Annotated in this window: 20 protein-coding genes and 1 tRNA gene; 7 read left to right on the forward strand and 14 right to left on the reverse strand. The window is 42.3% G+C overall.

What is annotated here, in order from left to right:
- Positions 1–348: 348 nt before the first annotated feature.
- The 5 genes from IPM71_09935 (at position 349) to leuB (ending at position 6,617) form a co-directional block, all read left to right on the forward strand.
- Positions 349–1,845 (forward strand): 2-isopropylmalate synthase, encoded by a 1,497-nt coding sequence (locus IPM71_09935; GenBank protein QQS49931.1) that lies wholly within the window; start codon positions 349–351, stop codon positions 1,843–1,845.
- A gap of 74 nt (positions 1,846–1,919) precedes the next feature.
- Positions 1,920–3,317 carry a 3-isopropylmalate dehydratase large subunit gene (leuC, locus tag IPM71_09940; protein ID QQS49932.1) on the forward strand — a complete coding sequence of 466 codons (1,398 nt, stop codon included), beginning with the start codon at positions 1,920–1,922 and terminating at the stop codon, positions 3,315–3,317.
- A gap of 27 nt (positions 3,318–3,344) precedes the next feature.
- On the forward strand, positions 3,345–3,947 hold the full coding sequence (gene leuD, locus IPM71_09945) for a 3-isopropylmalate dehydratase small subunit (protein ID QQS49933.1): 603 nt from the start codon (positions 3,345–3,347) through the stop codon (positions 3,945–3,947).
- 106 nt (positions 3,948–4,053) lie between these two features.
- Entirely contained in the window at positions 4,054–5,553 is a 1,500-nt protein-coding gene (locus IPM71_09950) for a 2-isopropylmalate synthase (protein QQS49934.1), read from the forward strand.
- A gap of 11 nt (positions 5,554–5,564) precedes the next feature.
- A complete protein-coding gene (gene leuB, locus IPM71_09955; protein QQS49935.1) occupies positions 5,565–6,617 on the forward strand; it encodes a 3-isopropylmalate dehydrogenase in 1,053 nt (350 codons plus the stop codon).
- A 160-nt stretch (positions 6,618–6,777) separates the two neighbouring features.
- Here leuB and IPM71_09960 read toward each other — a convergent pair whose 3' ends face one another.
- The 9 genes from IPM71_09960 to IPM71_10000 all read right to left on the reverse strand — a co-directional run bounded on the left by IPM71_09960 (position 6,778) and on the right by IPM71_10000 (position 13,039).
- Positions 6,778–7,257 (reverse strand): biopolymer transporter ExbD, encoded by a 480-nt coding sequence (locus IPM71_09960; protein ID QQS49936.1) that lies wholly within the window; start codon positions 7,255–7,257, stop codon positions 6,778–6,780.
- 4 nt (positions 7,258–7,261) lie between these two features.
- Positions 7,262–7,855, reverse strand: coding sequence for a biopolymer transporter ExbD (locus IPM71_09965; protein ID QQS49937.1), 594 nt, complete (start codon positions 7,853–7,855; stop codon positions 7,262–7,264).
- Between the two features lie 34 nt (positions 7,856–7,889).
- Complete coding sequence (locus IPM71_09970; protein QQS49938.1) at positions 7,890–8,333, reverse strand: hypothetical protein; 444 nt, start codon at positions 8,331–8,333, stop codon at positions 7,890–7,892.
- Positions 8,334–8,336: 3 nt separating this feature from the next.
- Complete coding sequence (locus IPM71_09975) at positions 8,337–9,146, reverse strand: MotA/TolQ/ExbB proton channel family protein (GenBank protein QQS49939.1); 810 nt, start codon at positions 9,144–9,146, stop codon at positions 8,337–8,339.
- Positions 9,147–9,398: 252 nt separating this feature from the next.
- Positions 9,399–9,486: transfer RNA gene (locus IPM71_09980), tRNA-Ser, on the reverse strand.
- 71 nt (positions 9,487–9,557) lie between these two features.
- On the reverse strand, positions 9,558–10,592 hold the full coding sequence (locus tag IPM71_09985) for an asparaginase (protein ID QQS49940.1): 1,035 nt from the start codon (positions 10,590–10,592) through the stop codon (positions 9,558–9,560).
- A complete protein-coding gene (locus IPM71_09990; protein QQS49941.1) occupies positions 10,589–11,359 on the reverse strand; it encodes a TatD family hydrolase in 771 nt (256 codons plus the stop codon). The genes IPM71_09985 and IPM71_09990 overlap by 4 nt, the downstream gene beginning before the upstream one ends.
- A gap of 76 nt (positions 11,360–11,435) precedes the next feature.
- Positions 11,436–12,539, reverse strand: coding sequence for a DNA-protecting protein DprA (gene dprA, locus IPM71_09995; GenBank protein ID QQS49942.1), 1,104 nt, complete (start codon positions 12,537–12,539; stop codon positions 11,436–11,438).
- Between the two features lie 14 nt (positions 12,540–12,553).
- Complete coding sequence (locus IPM71_10000; GenBank protein QQS49943.1) at positions 12,554–13,039, reverse strand: hypothetical protein; 486 nt, start codon at positions 13,037–13,039, stop codon at positions 12,554–12,556.
- Positions 13,040–13,245: 206 nt separating this feature from the next.
- Between IPM71_10000 and IPM71_10005 the strand changes: the two genes are divergently transcribed.
- A complete protein-coding gene (locus tag IPM71_10005) occupies positions 13,246–14,424 on the forward strand; it encodes an SAM-dependent methyltransferase (GenBank protein ID QQS49944.1) in 1,179 nt (392 codons plus the stop codon).
- Positions 14,425–14,452: 28 nt separating this feature from the next.
- Here the strand turns inward: IPM71_10005 and IPM71_10010 are convergent, their stop codons facing one another.
- The 5 genes from IPM71_10010 to IPM71_10030 are packed head-to-tail and all read right to left on the reverse strand — an operon-like array spanning position 14,453 to position 16,942.
- Positions 14,453–14,899 carry a nucleoside deaminase gene (locus tag IPM71_10010; GenBank protein QQS49945.1) on the reverse strand — a complete coding sequence of 149 codons (447 nt, stop codon included), beginning with the start codon at positions 14,897–14,899 and terminating at the stop codon, positions 14,453–14,455.
- A gap of 49 nt (positions 14,900–14,948) precedes the next feature.
- The gene (locus IPM71_10015) at positions 14,949–15,758 is read right to left on the reverse strand and encodes a M48 family metallopeptidase (GenBank protein QQS49946.1); all 810 of its coding nucleotides are present in this window, start codon (positions 15,756–15,758) and stop codon (positions 14,949–14,951) included.
- A 3-nt stretch (positions 15,759–15,761) separates the two neighbouring features.
- Entirely contained in the window at positions 15,762–16,193 is a 432-nt protein-coding gene (locus IPM71_10020; protein QQS49947.1) for a DUF4870 domain-containing protein, read from the reverse strand.
- Entirely contained in the window at positions 16,190–16,600 is a 411-nt protein-coding gene (locus tag IPM71_10025; protein ID QQS49948.1) for a DUF2752 domain-containing protein, read from the reverse strand. Before IPM71_10025 ends, IPM71_10020 begins: the two co-directional genes overlap by 4 nt.
- A 6-nt stretch (positions 16,601–16,606) precedes the next feature.
- Entirely contained in the window at positions 16,607–16,942 is a 336-nt protein-coding gene (locus IPM71_10030) for a TM2 domain-containing protein (GenBank protein ID QQS49949.1), read from the reverse strand.
- A 157-nt stretch (positions 16,943–17,099) separates the two neighbouring features.
- Here IPM71_10030 and IPM71_10035 point away from each other — a divergent pair, with 157 nt between their 5' ends.
- On the forward strand, positions 17,100–17,630 hold the full coding sequence (locus IPM71_10035) for a hypothetical protein (protein QQS49950.1): 531 nt from the start codon (positions 17,100–17,102) through the stop codon (positions 17,628–17,630).
- Positions 17,631–17,737 lie beyond the last annotated feature (107 nt).

The following is a 17,737-nucleotide window of genomic DNA, read 5'->3' on the forward strand; positions in this document are numbered from 1 at the left end:
AAGCTTATATAAAGGCTGTAATGCAAATGCTCTGAATAAAGATAAATTCAGAATAGGTTAATTTTATGCCTCAGGTACTTTGAAATCTGATTTTTATCAGTAAATTTGCAATCATTGAAAATGAAATATGAAATTATTGACCAGCATACTTTCTATTATCCTCCTTCTCGGTATTATTTATCCCGGATGAGAATGGTTTGTATGTAGAAAAGAAAAAATATACGAGGGCCATTCTCCAAGAGTTTGGCCCTCTCGCTTTTATAAAGATTTGCACTTTTAATTGTTTGGTTTTTTTGGAAACCGACTTGTTTAAGAAATAAAACAAAAGCAGAACCTAAAACAAATACAATGAGCGAGAAACTGTACATTTTCGATACAACCTTACGCGATGGTGAGCAGGTGCCTGGTTGTCAGCTGAATACCGTAGAGAAAATTGAAGTGGCTAAAGCCCTTGAATTATTGGGTGTTGATATTATCGAAGCCGGGTTTCCTATTTCAAGCCCAGGCGATTTCAAATCGGTAGTAGAAATTTCAAAAGCCGTAAAGAACCCAACCATTTGTGCGCTTACCCGTGCCGTTGAGAAGGACATTGATGTGGCTGCCGAAGCCCTCAAGAGTGCAAAACGTGGTCGCATTCATACTGGAATAGGTACTTCTCCCTACCATATCAAGTACAAGCTTAACTCCAACGAAGACGAAATTGTAGAACGTGCCATTGCTGCTGTGAAGTATGCAAAAAAATACGTTGAAGATGTAGAGTTTTATGCAGAGGATGCAGGCCGCTCAGAAAACGCTTACCTGGCAAGGGTAATCGAAGCAGTTATTAAAGCAGGTGCTACGGTGGTGAATATCCCCGATACCACCGGCTATTGTTTCCCACATGAATTTGGCGAAAAAATAAAATACCTTGTCGATCACGTACCCAATATTCATAAAGCCATTATTTCTACCCATTGTCATAACGATTTGGGCATGGCTACTGCCAATACACTGGCTGGTGTTTTAAATGGTGCCCGTCAGGTTGAAGTTACTATCAATGGTATTGGTGAACGTGCCGGAAATACTTCGCTCGAAGAGGTTGTAATGTCCATAAAAAGCCGCAAGAATCTGGCAATCGAAACAGGAATTAATACACGCCAGATCTATAAAACAAGCCGCCTGGTTTCGTCACTGATGAATATGCCCGTGCAGCCCAACAAGGCCATTGTAGGCAAAAATGCTTTTTCCCACTCTTCTGGCATTCATCAGGATGGGGTATTGAAAAATCGCGAGAATTACGAGATTATTGACCCCGTTGAGGTAGGAGTGAGCGAGTCAAGTATAGATCTCACTGCCCGAAGCGGCAGGGCAGCCCTCAAACATCGTCTTCAACTTTTAGGCTACGAGTTCGAAACAGAAGAATTGAACAAGATTTACGACGATTTTCTTGAACTGGCCGACAAGAAAAAGGGTGTGAACGACGAGGATCTTCAAATTTTGGTGGGCAATAAACACATAGGTGAAAAACGCTCCATCGAGCTTAAGCATCTTCAGGTTTTAGCTGGATCCTCAACCATACCTATGGCAACCGTGGTTCTTGATATTAACGGCGAAGAATTTTCGGCTACTGAAGCAGGAAATGGACCGGTAGATGCTGCCTATTCAGCCGTTAAAAAAATGGTGATGCATAAAGTTAAGCTCGAAGAATATATCGTTCAGGCAATAACCAAAGGTAGCGATGATGTAGGTAAGGTACATGTGCAAATTGAGAACAAAGGAAAAATCTATTATGGTTTTTCAGGCAATACCGACATTATTACCGCTTCGGTCGAAGCGTTTATCGATGCGATCAATAAAATTGTTTAGCAGATACTAAATTTGTAATCGCGTCTGACTTTCAATATAAACTTATTAAAGTATATAATTTTTAATAATAAAAAATGGGAAAAACATTATTCGACAAAGTTTGGGATGCTCACGTAGTATCCGAAATCGCGGGCGGCCCCAGCGTGTTGTATATCGACAGGCATCTGATACACGAAGTTACAAGTCCTCAGGCCTTTGCAGGCCTCGATGCGCGTGGCATTAAAGTGTTCAGACCCGAAAGAACAGTGGCCACTCCCGACCACAACGTACCTACAAAAGATCAGCATGTTACCATTAAAGATGTACTATCAAAAACCCAGGTTGAAACCCTTGCCCGTAATACAGAAAAACACGGAATCAGGCATTACGGACTAAATCATCCTTATCAGGGTGTGGTGCACGTAGTGGGGCCGGAGCTTGGGCTTACCCTGCCCGGTATGACTATTGTGTGTGGCGATTCGCACACTGCTACCCATGGTGCCTTTGGCAGCGTTGCTTTTGGTATTGGAACCAGCGAGGTTGAGATGGTAATGGCTACCCAGTGCATCTTGCAGCCAAAACCAAAGCGCATGCGCATCAATGTCGATGGAAATCTTGGCAAAGGTGTAACAGCCAAAGACATCATCCTGTACATTATTTCAAAAATTTCAGCAAGTGGTGGAACTGGCTATTTTATCGAATACACCGGTTCGGCCATCCGCAGCCTTTCTATGGAGGGTCGAATGACGGTATGCAACATGAGTATCGAAATGGGTGCCCGTGGGGGTCTGATCGCTCCTGACGAAGTAACCTTTAAATACATTAAGGGCCGTGAGTTTGCACCCAAAGGTGAAGAATGGGATAAATTGTATGCCTATTGGCAAACTCTTCAGTCCGACAGCGATGCCAAATTCGACATGGAGTTGAACTACCATGCAAGCGACATTGAGCCAATGATTACCTATGGAACCAACCCCGGAATGGGTCTTGGAATTAGTGAATCTATTCCTACATTGGATTCTATCGAAGATGCTACGCGGGCAACTTTCCAAAAATCGCTTCAGTACATGAATTTTGAAGCAGGTTCGGCCATGATTGGCAAACCCATCGACTATGTATTTGTAGGTAGCTGTACCAACGGACGTATAGAAGACCTGCGGGCCTTTGCAGAGTTTGTAAAAGGCCATAAAAAGGCATCGAACGTGGTGGCATGGATTGTTCCCGGATCGAAGCAGGTTGAAAAACAAGCTATCGAGGAAGGTTTGGATAAAGTATTAGCCGCTTCGGGTTTCGAATTGCGTCAACCCGGATGCTCGGCATGTTTGGCCATGAACGACGATAAGGTACCTGAAAGACTGTATGCAGTTTCTACTTCAAACCGGAACTTCGAAGGCCGCCAGGGACCAGGTTCCCGTACCTTGTTGGCCAGTCCGCTTACCGCAGCAGCCGCAGCTATTCGTGGTAAAATTACCGACCCTCGCGAATTTTTATAGAATATTGTTTACAATAAAACATCAGATATGTCAACTCAGAAATTCACCACAATAAAATCGAGCTGTGTACCCCTTCCGGTTGAAAATGTTGATACCGATCAGATTATTCCGGCGCGTTTTCTGAAAGCCACCACCCGCGATGGTTTTGGAGAAAACCTCTTTCGCGACTGGCGGTACGACAAACAAAATAAGCCTGTAAAAGAGTTTGTGTTGAACAATACCACCTATTCGGGCACTATTTTAGTGGCCGGAAAAAACTTTGGCAGCGGATCGAGTCGCGAACATGCTGCTTGGGCTATTGCCGATTACGGGTTTAAGGTGGTTGTTTCCAGCTTTTTTGCCGATATTTTTAAAAACAATGCCCTTAACAATGGTCTTTTGCCAGTTCAGGTATCTGCAGGTTTTTTACAACAGCTTTTCGATGCAGTTCAGGCCGATCCAGACACACAGGTTGAGGTGAGCCTGTTGGACCAAAAAATTGTTTTACTCGAAACCGGGAAATCCGAAAGCTTTGAAATTAATGCTTACAAAAAAGAATGCTTGCTGAATGGGTACGATGACATTGATTATCTGCTTAGCAATAAATCAAAAATAGAGGCCTTTGAGCGCAACAGACCAGTAAGCCTTTAAGAAATTGCGGTAAACTGCCCTGCGTTCTAGTAACTTTACAACGAAGGGATAAGGGGCAGTTTATTATCCATATTTTTTAGCAGGAAACGAAATGAAAATAACCGTAATGGATACCACACTCCGCGATGGGGAACAAACCTCGGGAGTGTCCTTTACCTTCGATGAGAAACTTAGTATTGCAAAACTTCTACTCGAAGATCTGAAAGTAGACCGCATTGAAATTGCTTCAGCGAGAGTATCGGAAGGGGAGCGGGAAGCTGTAAAGCGCATTGCCGCCTGGGCTGAAAAACATCACGACCTGGAGAAAATCGAAGTGCTCGGTTTTGTCGATAATCATGTTTCAATCGATTGGATTAAGGAATCAGGGTGTAAGGTTATTAATCTTCTTACAAAAGGTTCTCTTAAGCACGTTAGCCAACAACTTCTTAAAACTCCCGAAGAGCATGTTGCGGAAATCATCGAAGAAATAAATTATGCTTCCAGCCAGGGCGTTCGAGTAAACATCTACCTCGAAGATTGGTCGAATGGCATGCGCAATTCGCAGGAGTATGTTTTTTTTATGATCGACAAGCTTAAAAATCAGCCCATTCAGAGGTTTATGCTGCCCGATACACTTGGTATATTGAATCCGGATGAAACCTATACCTTTTGCAAAATAATTAAAGAGAGGTATCCTGATTTAAATTTCGATTTTCACTCCCACAACGATTATGACCTGGCTCCGGCCAATGTGTATGCCGCTCTTAAGGCTGGTATAGACTGTTTTCACGCCACCATCAACGGGCTGGGAGAACGTGCTGGAAATGTGCCCCTTTCGAGTGTTATTGGCATTGTGAAGGATCATTTCCACTACGAAATGAATGTCGATGAATCGAAGCTGAATATCGTGAGCCGCATGGTAGAAACCTATTCAGGCATTCGCATTCCACCCAATAAACCTATTATTGGCGACAGCGTGTTTACACAAACTGCCGGCATACATGCCGATGGCGATAAAAAAAATAACCTTTATTTTAATGACCTTCTCCCCGAACGTTTCGGGCGAACACGCGCTTATGCCTTGGGAAAAACCTCAGGTAAGGCCAATATAGCAAAGAACCTCGAAGTACTGGGTATTGAACTCGATGCCGAATCGATGAAAAAGGTTACAAAGCGTATCATCGAACTGGGCGACCTGAAAGAAACGGTAACCCAGGAAGATTTGCCCTACATCATTTCCGATGTGCTGCGCAGCGAATCCATTAAAACCGATATCAGGATATTAAACTACAGTTTATCTACCGCCAATGGTTTGCGTCCGGTAGCTACACTTAAAATTCAGATTGGTAAGAAAAGTTACGAAGAAACATCAGTGGGTGACGGGCAATACGATGCTTTTGTGAAGGCGCTTAAAAAGATATATGCATCGCTTAACAAAGAGATGCCTCGTCTGATCGATTATGCGGTTTCCATTCCACCAGGAGGTAAAACCGATGCGCTTGTTCAGACAGTTATTACCTGGCGCAATGGTGGCAAGGAGTTCCGAACACGCGGACTCGATTCTGACCAGACGGTTTCGGCCATCAATGCCACCATGAAAATGTTGAATATTATTGAGAATAAATAAAACTATACAGAATGGATTTTAAAATTGGTGTCTTGCCGGGCGATGGAATTGGTCCGGAAATAGTGGAACAGGCCATTAAAGTATTGAATGCCGTTGGAAAAAAATTCAATCACAAGTTTGTTTACACCTATGCACCTGTTGGTGCTGCTGCCATTGATGAGCTGGGCGATCCGTATCCGGAAGCAACTCATCAGGTATGCATGAATTCCGATGCCGTGTTGTTTGGTGCCATCGGCCACCCCCGTTTCGACAACGATCCCACTGCAAAGGTTCGTCCTGAACAAGGTTTGCTGGCCATGCGGAAAAAATTAGGCCTGTATGCCAACATTCGTCCTGTTTCTACCTTTGCCTCCTTAATTGAGAAAAGCCCGCTACGCACGCACATTGTCGAAGGTGCAGACATGGTGGTGGTGCGTGAACTTACAGGCGGTATTTATTTTGGAGAAAAAGGCCGGTCAGAAGATTTGAAAAAAGCTTTCGATACCTGCACCTATACAGTAGAAGAAATCGAACGCATTTTAAAGCTTGCTTTTCATTATGCAGCACAGCGAAATAAGCGACTCACCGTGGTAGATAAAGCCAATGTGCTTGCTACCTCTCGTTTGTGGAGACAAACCGCACAGGCTATGGAGAAAGACTATCCGGAAATCGTAGTAGATTATATGTTTGTCGACAATGCAGCCATGCAGCTGATTCAGTGGCCTAAGAAATTTGATGTAATGGTTACTGAGAACATGTTTGGCGACATACTTAGCGATGAAGCTTCGGTAATTACCGGTTCCCTGGGACTGTTACCCTCAGCATCGGTTGGTATTCATACCTCGGTGTTTGAGCCCATACACGGTTCTTACCCTCAGGCTGCTGGCAAAAACATTGCCAACCCGGTTGCTACCATTCTTTCTGCTGCCATGTTGCTTGAATCGCTTGACCTTATTGATGAAGCAAAAGTGGTACGTAATGCCGTTGAGGCTTCACTCCAGGCAGGTGTGGTTACAGAGGATATTTCAAAAGAAAAGCCGCACAAAACTTCAGAAGTAGGCGATTGGATTGCCTCGAGAATATAGAATCTCGCTATATTAATTGCCAAAAAATATAAAGAAATGCAGCTCCAAAGGAGATGCATTTTTTTTGTTTCCACAGGAGAATGGTAGATCTATACAAATAGGTGAATAAAAAAAGGGCCTTTAAAACAGGCCCTTTGTATATCGAATGAAAAAATTAATGCTAATATCCTCTGGCAAGAGGGTCTCCTTTTGCAGTTGAATAATTGATTTTAAGAGCACTAGCCTTGCGCAATTCCTGCTTGATATCGGTAACAATACCCATTTCCACATCGCGGTCTACTTTAAGCGAAACAGTCATTTTTGGCTGATCGCTTTCCGAAAGTCTTTCACGCTCGGCGGCAATGAACTCGCGTATTTGCTCAGGTTCTGCAAACGCATCATTCAGCTGTATGCGTGGAAGTTTTCCAAATTTCGAATTAGTTGGCAAACCAATGTAAATATAACTTACAAGCGATTTGTTATCGAGTTTCTTAATCTGGTTTGCTACCGGTGCATGCACTTTTACCAAAGGATTATTTTGCTTCATGGTGGTAGTAACCATAAAAAAGAAAAGAAGCATAAATACAATGTCGGGCAGCGATGCAGTTGAAAGGGCTTGAACCTTGTTCTTACCTCTTTGTTTAAATCTTCCTGCTAACATAATCTTATCCTCCCACGTTTTTGGGTTCTGCTTCCGAAATCTTCATTGGGTAAACTTCCTCAATGGCATCAATCATCTCCTTCTCCTTTTCATCTTCAGAGTCCAGCTCAACGTATTTTTTTCCAAACTGACGCAAGCTTAATTCATTTCTTAGGTCGTTATAAGCGGCTGCCAGTTCGTTCTGAACGCTGATATAGGTTTTAAAGGAGGTGCCCCTGTCGTTTTGAAGCGATATCACGTGTTTTTTTGTTACATTCACTGTTCCAAAATAGTCCACGGTTATTGGTTCAAGCGCGGGTAAATTGGGGTCGTTGTTCGGATTTAAAATAAATTCCTTGGCGGCTTCACGTAAATCATTTAGCTGCATTAGCTGACCTTCTACCAATAATTGGTTATCGCGGTTAACCAGCACTACAAATACGTTTCGCTCCTTTATTTCAATATCGTCATTATTGTCTGTCTCCGGCATAGGAGGTAATTTCCTCACAATGCCCGAATCGGTATCCATGGTAGTGGTAACCAGGAAGAAAATCAGGAGGAGGAAGGCGATGTCTGCCATTGATCCTGCATTGATTTCCGGTATTTCTCTTCTAGCCATATAATTTATAATTTAGTTCTGAAATTTTTCAGGCCTAGTTAAAAGCCCTGTAAATTTCCGATACAACAATACCCAAAAGGGCAATTCCACCCAAAATGTAGGTTGCCCACAATCCAGTGCCCGTCCATTTAAGAATAGCTGGGGACTCATTTGGCATTTTTTGAATATCGCTTGAAATGTCAGCTGATAAAGCATAGGAGATAGCAACAAGTGCCCCACCTAACACCAATACAATTAATGCCCCTTTAATGGCTTTTGGATGTGTAATAATATGGAAAAAAGCAAAAGTTATAGTTAATAGGATGGCTATGCCAAACAGTAAGTAGCTCCAATACAGGCCAATGGCTGTAAAGCGCGGTTCATCATCTGTGACAAGTCCCGTACCTTCGGTTACATTGCCACCTAAAAAAAAGGCTAGAGCTAATGCGACCGAGATAGCTACTATTATGTAGAATACTATCGAAGATATTTTTTGCATTGCTTATTTATTTTTGAGATTGTACTTTACAAGAATATCCATCAGTGAGATAGATGAATCTTCCATTTTGCTTACCAAGGTGTCGATTTTGGCAAGAAGGTAATTGTAGAAAACCTGCAGGAACATAGCTACAATAAGACCAAACACTGTTGTGATAAGGGCAATACCAATACCTTCGGCTACAATGGTAGCACTAACATCGCCAGCTGCGGCAATATTGTCAAATGCGAGAATCATACCTATAACGGTACCTAAGAACCCAAGCATTGGGGCAAGTGCAATAAAAAGAGAAATCCAGCTGAGGTTTTTTTCTAAAAGACCCATTTGAACACTTCCGTAAGAAATAATTGATTTTTCAACTATTTCCAGACCTTCGTCGATACGATCCAAACCCTGATAGAATATGCTGGCAACTGGTCCACGGGTATTGCGGCATACTTCTTTACCAGCTTCGATTCCACCTTCATTCAAAGCGGCTTCGATTTTCAACAACAGTTTTTCGGTGTTGGTAGAAGCAAGGTTCAAATAAATGATTCTTTCAATGGCAATAGCTAATCCGAAGATAAGGCAAAGCAAAATAGGAGCCATAAATAATGGACCACCCTGGATAAATTTAGACTTAAATTGCTGGTGCAAGGGAGCAGGAAGTTCAGCTTCTTCTTCTGCCACAACAGGGGCTGTTTCAACAACAGGTGCTTGCTCAACAGCTTGTGTTGTATCCTGGGTGGTAGGCTCGTCCTGAGCGTTTAAGGTGTTAGATACTCCGAAGAAAAGTATCCCCATTACAGCTAAAAATGCAAATAATTTTTTCATGACATTAATTTATTAGTTTTTCTCTTATTCGATATGGTTTTAATTTATTCCTGAAATTGATATTATATCTATTGCTCTTTTTTTTGGGAGTAACAAAAATACATGTTTTTGCGAGATTAGCATCAAAGCAGGCTTATTTAATTAAGCTTTTCTGGCAAGTTTGTTGTTAATTATTATAGCCTCAAATTGAACGTATTCTAATTTTTACCTACCCGAATAGCTAATCTTACAAAAGTTTCCTTTCATTGTTTGCGGAGAGGAAGGGATTCGAACCCCCGTCACGCTTTTGGCATGAACACACTTTCCAGGCGTGCGCCTTCGACCACTCGGCCACCTCTCCAATATTTTAATGGGCCCATGCCCGTTTTTTTTCGGGGCGCAATTTACTAAAATAATTTAAAACACAAGTTGTTAAAGGCTTATTTCTCCCCGTATTGATTGATTGAGCAAAGTTTTAACCTCCTCATGGCTGCTGCATTTACCTAACAGGTACATGAGCTTGGTTAGTGCTGCTTCGGTGGTGCTGTCACGTCCGCTAATCACACCAGCATTTTTTAAGGCCAGGCTGGTTTCATACATTCCCCATTCTACCGTACCTTCGGCACATTGAGTGACCCCCAGAACAACAATGCCCTTTTCAATAGCCAGGCTGAGTTCATCTTTCAACCACGCAATGGTAGGGGCATTGCCAGAACCAAATGTTTCCAACACAACTCCCTTTAAATCTTCGATATTGAGTAGTGCACGTACCGTTTTGTGTTGTATTCCGGGGAATAATTTAAGGATAACTACATCGGTGTTCAGTTTTTTACTTACCCGAAAGGGTTCTTCGCTTTTGGACCTTAGGATTAAATGGTGGTTGTAGCGGATGTGCACCCCAATTTCTGCCAAAGCAGGAAGGTTATAAGACTGAAAAGCCTTGAATTCTTCGGCATTGTATTTCGAAGTGCGGTTGCCCCTGTATAATTTACTTTGAAAGTAGATACAAACTTCAGGCACATAGGGTTCGCCACGTTGATGGGCCCCGGCTAATTCTACCGCTGAAATCAAATTTTCTTTTGCATCGGTCCGCAGGGTACCTATGGGAAGTTGAGAGCCGGTAAATACTACCGGTTTCCCCAGGTTTTCGAGCATAAAACTAAGGGCCGATGCCGAATAGGCCATGGTGTCGGTGCCATGCAGCACTACAAATCCATCGTATCGGTTGTAGTTATCTTCAATTACGGTGGCTATCTTTTCCCAAGTTTCGGTATTCACATTCGAACTATCCAGCGGAGGATCGAAGGTATAGGACGAAAGACGAAAATGCGATTTTCCCAGTTCAGGAATTTCGTCCATAATGTGGTTAAAGGGCAGGGGTTTTAGCGAGCCATCTTTCAGATCGCGCACCATGCCTATGGTTCCGCCGGTATAGATTATTAGTATTGTCGGATGTATCGAAATCATAATTGAAAGATCCTTTCGGCATTTTTTGTTGTAACCAAGGCTACTTCCTCGACCCTTAAACCTTTTAGCTCAGCTATACATTCTGCCACAAGAGGCAGGTAACTACTTTGGTTACGTTTTCCTCTGTATGGAACAGGCGCAAGGTAAGGAGAATCTGTTTCGAGTACAAGATGATTTAGGTCAAGGTTCCTGACTACTTCTTTCAAATGGGTGTTTTTAAAACTGATAATACCCCCAATGCCAATCAGAAAGCCCATTTCGATGGCTTTTTGGGCTTGTTCCAGATTGCCGGTAAAAGCATGGAAGATTCCCTCGATTTTTTTTGCTTTTAGGCTTTCAAGCGCCTTAAAGGTTTCGTCAAAGGCATCGCGCACATGAATTATTGCCGGAAGTTTTTTTTCGATGGCGTAGTTTATTTGCATTAAAAAAGCATCTGTTTGTTCCTTCAGATATTTTTGATCCCAATAGAGGTCTAATCCAATTTCTCCTACCCCTTTGTATTTGCCACTTTCGAGATGCGTGAAAATACAATTTAGTTCGTTTAAATAATCTTCCTTTACATAAGTTGGATGCAGCCCCATGAGCGGAAAAAAGTTTTGAGGATAAGCCTCAGTTAGTTGATTCAAGGCTTCAACGCTATGGCTATCTATATTGGGCAATATCATCCTGTCGACTCCTGCATCAAGGGCATTTTTCAGGCAGGCATCTCTATCGATATCAAAATCGGGCAGGTATAAATGAGTGTGTGTATCGACAAAGCGGAGCATAAAAATTTTTTCTCAAAAGTAGAAAAGTTTGCCTTACTAATTCTTCATTTTCTTTTTTGCTGAATAGGGCAGTGTCTCAGGCGAGTTTAAAATGTTTTCCGGGAAGGGATACTATCTGGCCAGAGAATTCGAGAGTTAAAAGGATGGAAGATACCAGCGAGACTGGTTTCCCAAGGTTTCGGGCAAGCTGATCGAGCGAGAGGGAATCCTGGCCCGATAATGCTTTCACAAGCGCTTCTTCCTCGGGTGTTAAAGTGACAAAGAGACTTTTCTGCACGGCTTGTGGTTTCATTTCAGCATCCCACTTCATAAAATAAAGTACATCACTTGCCGATTCGATAAGGGCTGCCATGTTTTTTTTAATAAGGTTGTTGCAGCCTTTGGAGAGTATGTCTCCGGCTCTTCCCGGAAAGGCAAATACATCGCGGTGATACGAAAGCGCCATATCGGCCGTTAAGAGAGAGCCTCCTGTTTCGCCTGATTCAACCACAATGGTGGCATCGGATAACCCGGCAATGATACGGTTGCGGCTAACAAAGTTGCCGGGATCGGGTTTTTGTTGCGAAGGAAATTCTGAGACAATGGTACCATGACCGATAATCTGATTGAGGTATTTTTTGTGAGCAGACGGATATACTTGTTCAATTCCATGCCCGAAAACGGCGATGGTTCGGAGGCCGGCATTCAAGGCTTCTTTATGGGCACAGATGTCGATGCCATAAGCAAAGCCACTTACAATTACAAGTTCAGGAAAAAGCACTGCAAGCTCTGTTACCAGTTGCCGGCAGGCATGTTCGCCATAATGTGTGGCGCGGCGAGTGCCTACAAGGCTGATAATTCGCCTGGCATCGAAACAATTTTCGCCTTTATAATAAAGCACAACGGGCGAATCGTCGCATTCTTTTAACCGTTTCGGATAGCCCTCATCGAGGTAGAACAAACAATTTACCTGGTTTTTCTGAAGGAATTCAAGTTCTCTTTCGGCCATTTGCAATACTGCTTCGCGATTGAAACGCGCAAGTATGCCATTTCCTATTCCCGGAACTTTTAACAGGTGATTTTTATTTTCAGTAAAAACAGCTTCGACACTCCCAAGGTATGCTACCAGTTTACGCGCCAATACAGGGCCTATATTGGGTATAAGGGAAAGGGCGACCTTATGGAGCAAACTTTTGTCCATTAAAGGGTATTAAATTATTTGGGCGATTTGGAATTTGAGTTTAGCGAGTAGAGCAAGGCTGCAAGTTCCTGTTTCGACAGAATACTTAAAGAAACAGCCGGGTACTTGGCCTCAATATCTTTAAAATACCTTCGGAGTATAAGCTTTTTTTTAATTCCCAGCAGGCTGCTTTTATAAGTAAATGAAATAAACTCGGTTTTGGGAATTTCGATGGAATTTTTCTTCTTGTTGGCATAAGCCAATGAGTAATACCGCAATACGATCAGGTTAGATTCATCGTTGTAATGGATATAATGGAATTCATGGAGCGAATCGATAATTAAGACCAGTCCATAGACCAATCCAACCAGGATGGCCCAATGGTATTTGTTCAGTCCCAGAAAGGTGTTCGGAAGTTTTCCTAATAATATTATGGCTAAAACAAGAGCAATAAAGCCTAACAGTGTAAAGAGTCTTCGGAGCTGGATGAAGATTACCCGTTTCTTGCTATCTATGATCATAGGTGATTGTATTGCAGGGTTTGAGTTGCCAAATATAATGAATTCTGAAAATGAAAGGGCCATAGTCTAATAATCAATCAAACACACATGAAGCTCTGCGAATGGGAAAAAGGGTATTAAAAACATATGACAAGATGTTTCTGCTTTAGAATAGCTACTTTTACCACGCTACATTATTCGAATTATTAATTACTTATACAGTAAGCATGGACAACGATAAAAACTATCAGGCTTTTTTAGCCCATCTTCAATCTTCTTTGGCCGATATGTCCTTTATTAAGCTTAATCTATCGGACAAGCGAAACAAGAAAGAAGAGCTAAAATCTGTGAGCATAAAACCTGTTCAGATTAAAAAGGGCTTGATGCTTAGTTTTGTTTATCGTTATCCCACACGCGATTTAACCAAAAACTATACTTTCGAGGAGGCTTTGGAAGCCATAAAAGATTTAATCGAAAAAAGTTTGATACAGGCAGAACTTCAAACCAGCCAGCAAGTCTGGCACCTTGTCAAATACAAAAACGATACTTCGAAGCTTATAAAAAATGAACCCCCTACGGTTCAGGTTCAAAATCTTCAGCACGACAAACAAAAAGTGCGGATGATTGAACCGGTATCTGGTGGTTACCTCGAAGCTCTTGGTTTGGTTGATTCACTCGGCAAGGTTAAACCGAGCATGAACGATAAATTCAGACAAATAAACAAGTACATCGAAATTGTCGATACCATGCTGCGCTCTATACAGATTGAAGGCCCTTTCAAGGTAGTGGATATGGGTTCCGGAAAGGGATATCTTACTTTTGCTCTCTACGATTACCTTATCAATACCCGAAAAGTCGAGGCTCATGTAACAGGGGTTGAGTTTCGCTCAGAACTGGTGATTGCCTGTAATTCAATAGCAAAGAAGTGTGGATTTGAGGATATTGTTTTCGAGCAGGGAATTATAAAAGACACTCCGGTGGAGGATGTTCACATGCTTATTGCACTACATGCTTGCGATACCGCTACCGATGAGGCGATTTTTAAAGGCATTTCTGCAAAAGCAAAGGTTATTCTGTGTGCCCCATGCTGTCACAAGCAAATAAGGCAACAGCTTAAACCTACCAATATTTTATCACTCATCAGCCGGCATGGTATTCTCCTGGAGCGTCAGGCAGAAATGCTTACCGATGCTATCAGGGCACGCATTCTGGAAGCGTATGCTTATAAAACAAAAGTTTTTGAATTTATTTCTACTGAGCACACCCCAAAAAACGTAATGATTGCAGGAGTACTGCATCAGTCGGATTCTGAGCCTGATCAATCGGCGCTCGAAGAGGTAAAACAGTTAAAGTTGATGCATGGAGTTGAATACCATGCCTTGGAGAAAATGCTTGGCCTTATGTAGCCTTTCTTGTTGCGGGAACGAAAACAGCTTATCTTTTTTTTTGGAAGAACCTCTTTAAAAGCGCTTCACTTTCTTGTGCCATAATTCCTTGCACCACTCTTGTTTTTGGATGCAGGAGGCCTTGTTTTATAAGGGTGTATCCGCGTTTGGAATCGAAAGCCCCGAAAACAATTTCACCAACCTGCGCCCAGAACAAAGCACCGGCGCACATCACACAAGGCTCGAGGCTCACATATAGGCTGCATTCGTTGAGGTATTTACTACCCAGTGCATTGGCTGCTGCGGTAATGGCCTGCATTTCAGCATGGGCAGTTACATCGTTCAGGGTTTCGGTGAGGTTATGTGAGCGGGCCAGAATCCGATTGTTGGCTACCACTATAGCACCCACAGGTACTTCATCACGATCGTAGGCCAGCATAGCTTCTTTAAGGGCTTGCTGCATAAAATATTCATGAGAAAACAGTTCGGGTTCCATAGGCTGTTTATTGGCCTTTTTTAATTTGAACAGGATTTGCTTACCAGGGTTAGTATTCCGTTTCCGTTGCCAGCATATTTTTTATTGAAGCCCAGGCTACACTATCAATTATAGCTTGCTCAGTGTATTGCTCTGTCTGGCTAAGCTCGAGTATTTCAGCTACTCTTTTGTTCGATTCAGGGTGCGTGCTGATCCAAGGTATTGAAATGAGCTGATCCTGATCTTTCGAAAGACGGAATAAGAAATCGGACAAGCCCAGAGGATTTACTCCCGCTTGTACAAGGTATTTTATTGCTGTTGCATCGGCTTCGCTTTCGAGTTCGCGGCTGTAATGGTTGGAGCTAAGGGTATGCACCATTTCACCAACTATTTCGCCGTTATTTCCACCACTTATTACGGCTGTTAATAGGGCTATTCCTACCTCACGCGTAAGCTTTTTCATTACATGGTTTTTTTCGATATGGGCTACTTCATGTGCAAGCACGGCTGTGAGTTCTTCCGGGTTGTTGCAGTATTGCACCAATGCCGAATGCAATACTATGTGCCTGCCCGGTAAGGCATAGGCATTTATCTCAGAGTGATGTATAAGATGGAGTTGGATTGATTGTGTATCGATGTTGTTGCTGCGGCACAGGTGTTTCATCAGGTTTCGTATGGTATAAACTACTGAATCGGTCCTGCAGGTGTCGTTTTGCGAGAGTACCTGATCGATAAATAGTTTGCCAAGGGTTTCTTCTTTTTGTTTCGATAGTTTTTCAGTTGTTTCTGGTTTAATAAATTCAATGCGACTCAGGGCAAACCAAATAAGAAAAAATGCTCCGAATAAAATCACAAACTGTCTAAGTGTCTTCAGATTCATGCTTTATTGTTTTTGAAGAATGTTAACCATCGGGCCGAAAAACCACCATTCTACATGCTGGCCTTTACGAGTGTATATGGCAGCAACGATGGTGCCTGTTAATTCAAGAATGTTAAAAATAATCACAGTAATCACATAGGCAATGTAATTGTTGGTAAGCGGATTATCCTTAAAAACTATGCTCAAACCCCATACAATGGCCGTGCTGTTCATTAAAAAAACCCCTAGTTGCGAAAACAATGCCTGCTTGCAGTGCCACTTTACAAAGCCGCTGCTTTTAAGGTTGTTCAGGAAGAAAATAAGGGTAGCTATAAGGTTGATTATTGGTAGTGGCAATCCGGCAATGATAGCCACCAGCGACATTAGGTAGGCATTCGAAGCTTTTTCGGCTTCGGCTTCGTTAGGTTTATAAGGGTAATCCTTTATTTCTATCATAATTGTTTTACTATGTTCCAGATCCAGTTTGCCAGCACCATTGCAATGGCTAGGACTGTAATTGTTGGTTTTTTAAGTAGTGTCTCAGCCTTCACATAAAGTTTTAAAAATCGGTCTTTTTTCTGAAAGTAATCGAAAATAACCATTACAGGTGCTACTATCAGCAATAAAGCTGCAATAAACCCTAAGGGATTCGTGAGTAAAGCAGCTGTTAAGTTGCCTTGCGCCAAAAAACTTACCGAGCGTGTAGTACCGCAGGCAGGACAAGGCTGTCCGCTTACTGCCTTAAAAAAACACAAGCTCCTTATCTCCTGGGCTGGGTTTGTGTAAAAAAGTTGAAAAAAAACCAGGCTGTAACCGACCAGTGCAAAAGCCATTACCAGTAAATACAACCTGTTCCTATTCATTCACTTTTATAAAATGGTTTGAAGTTTTTCCATGTTCACCTCGCGCGTACGGCCCATGATTAAAAACCAGTCTACAATGGTCCATACATAAAGGCCCCCACAAGTTAAAAGCTTGGCGACTCCAAGTCCGGTATCGCCAATAATAAAGCGGTCAATACCAAATGTTCCAGCAAATAAAGAAACAATTATTGAAATGGTAGGGTCTTTAAATCCTGCTGAATGCAGCATAGTAAACCTTGAATCGTCTGCAGCGAGCATGCGTTCTCGTATGGCTGGGATTTGATAGCTTTCGAAGAATTTGCTATGGGTCATTAAAAACATGTCAACTTTTGAAGCTTCCATAATAAAAGGATTTAAGTGGTAGAAATATTTCAAATTAAAGAAACAGGTTTTAATTTTTATCTCCAAATACTGCCGTCTATATTTTAATCAGAAAGCGATGACTTCCGGCATTTTTTTTATCTTCACCGGTAGAACTAATCCAATACCATACTACATCATGAACACAAAAATATTACTAGGGATATTGTTACTTTCCACTTTTAGTCTGGCTTGGTCGCAGAAGAGCATTGAACCGCAAGTTGAATTGAAAAGTTCCGATGTCGACAAGTTTATTTCGAGCTACCCTGCCATTAAAGCAGATTTCGAACAGCATGGTTATGAGATTGGCATTAGCAACGATTTCGATGCCTTTGTGGCCTCTCTCGAGGGATACGAAGAAGGGAATACCCTTGTCCAGAAACATGGCTATGCCGATTTCACCGAATGGATTTCCATTACCTGGACCATTGTAGTAAGCTATGCTGCCATCATGCTCGAAGAAAAAGGAATGCCCGAATATCAGGATGCTTTGAGAACCATCGACAACGATTCTACCCTCACAGCCGACCAGAAAGAGATGGCGAAGGAAAAACTCAGTCAGGTGATGGCTGCCATTGAAAGTGGTTTCCAGCCTGTGGCTGTCGAGGGCAACAGGCAGGTCCTTCATCCTTATCTGCAACCACTAAAAATTCTCTTTATAGGGGATTAAATCTTAGTGGAAGTTGTCTTTCTGAAGTGCTGTTTTTCTTTTTTGGCTCTCCTGCAACCAACCACAGCAATTTTTACGAGAGCACAGAAATAAAATTATCTTTGCGG

This window comes from Bacteroidota bacterium (assembly GCA_016699695.1).
GTDB lineage: Bacteria > Bacteroidota > Bacteroidia > Bacteroidales > UBA10428 > UBA10428.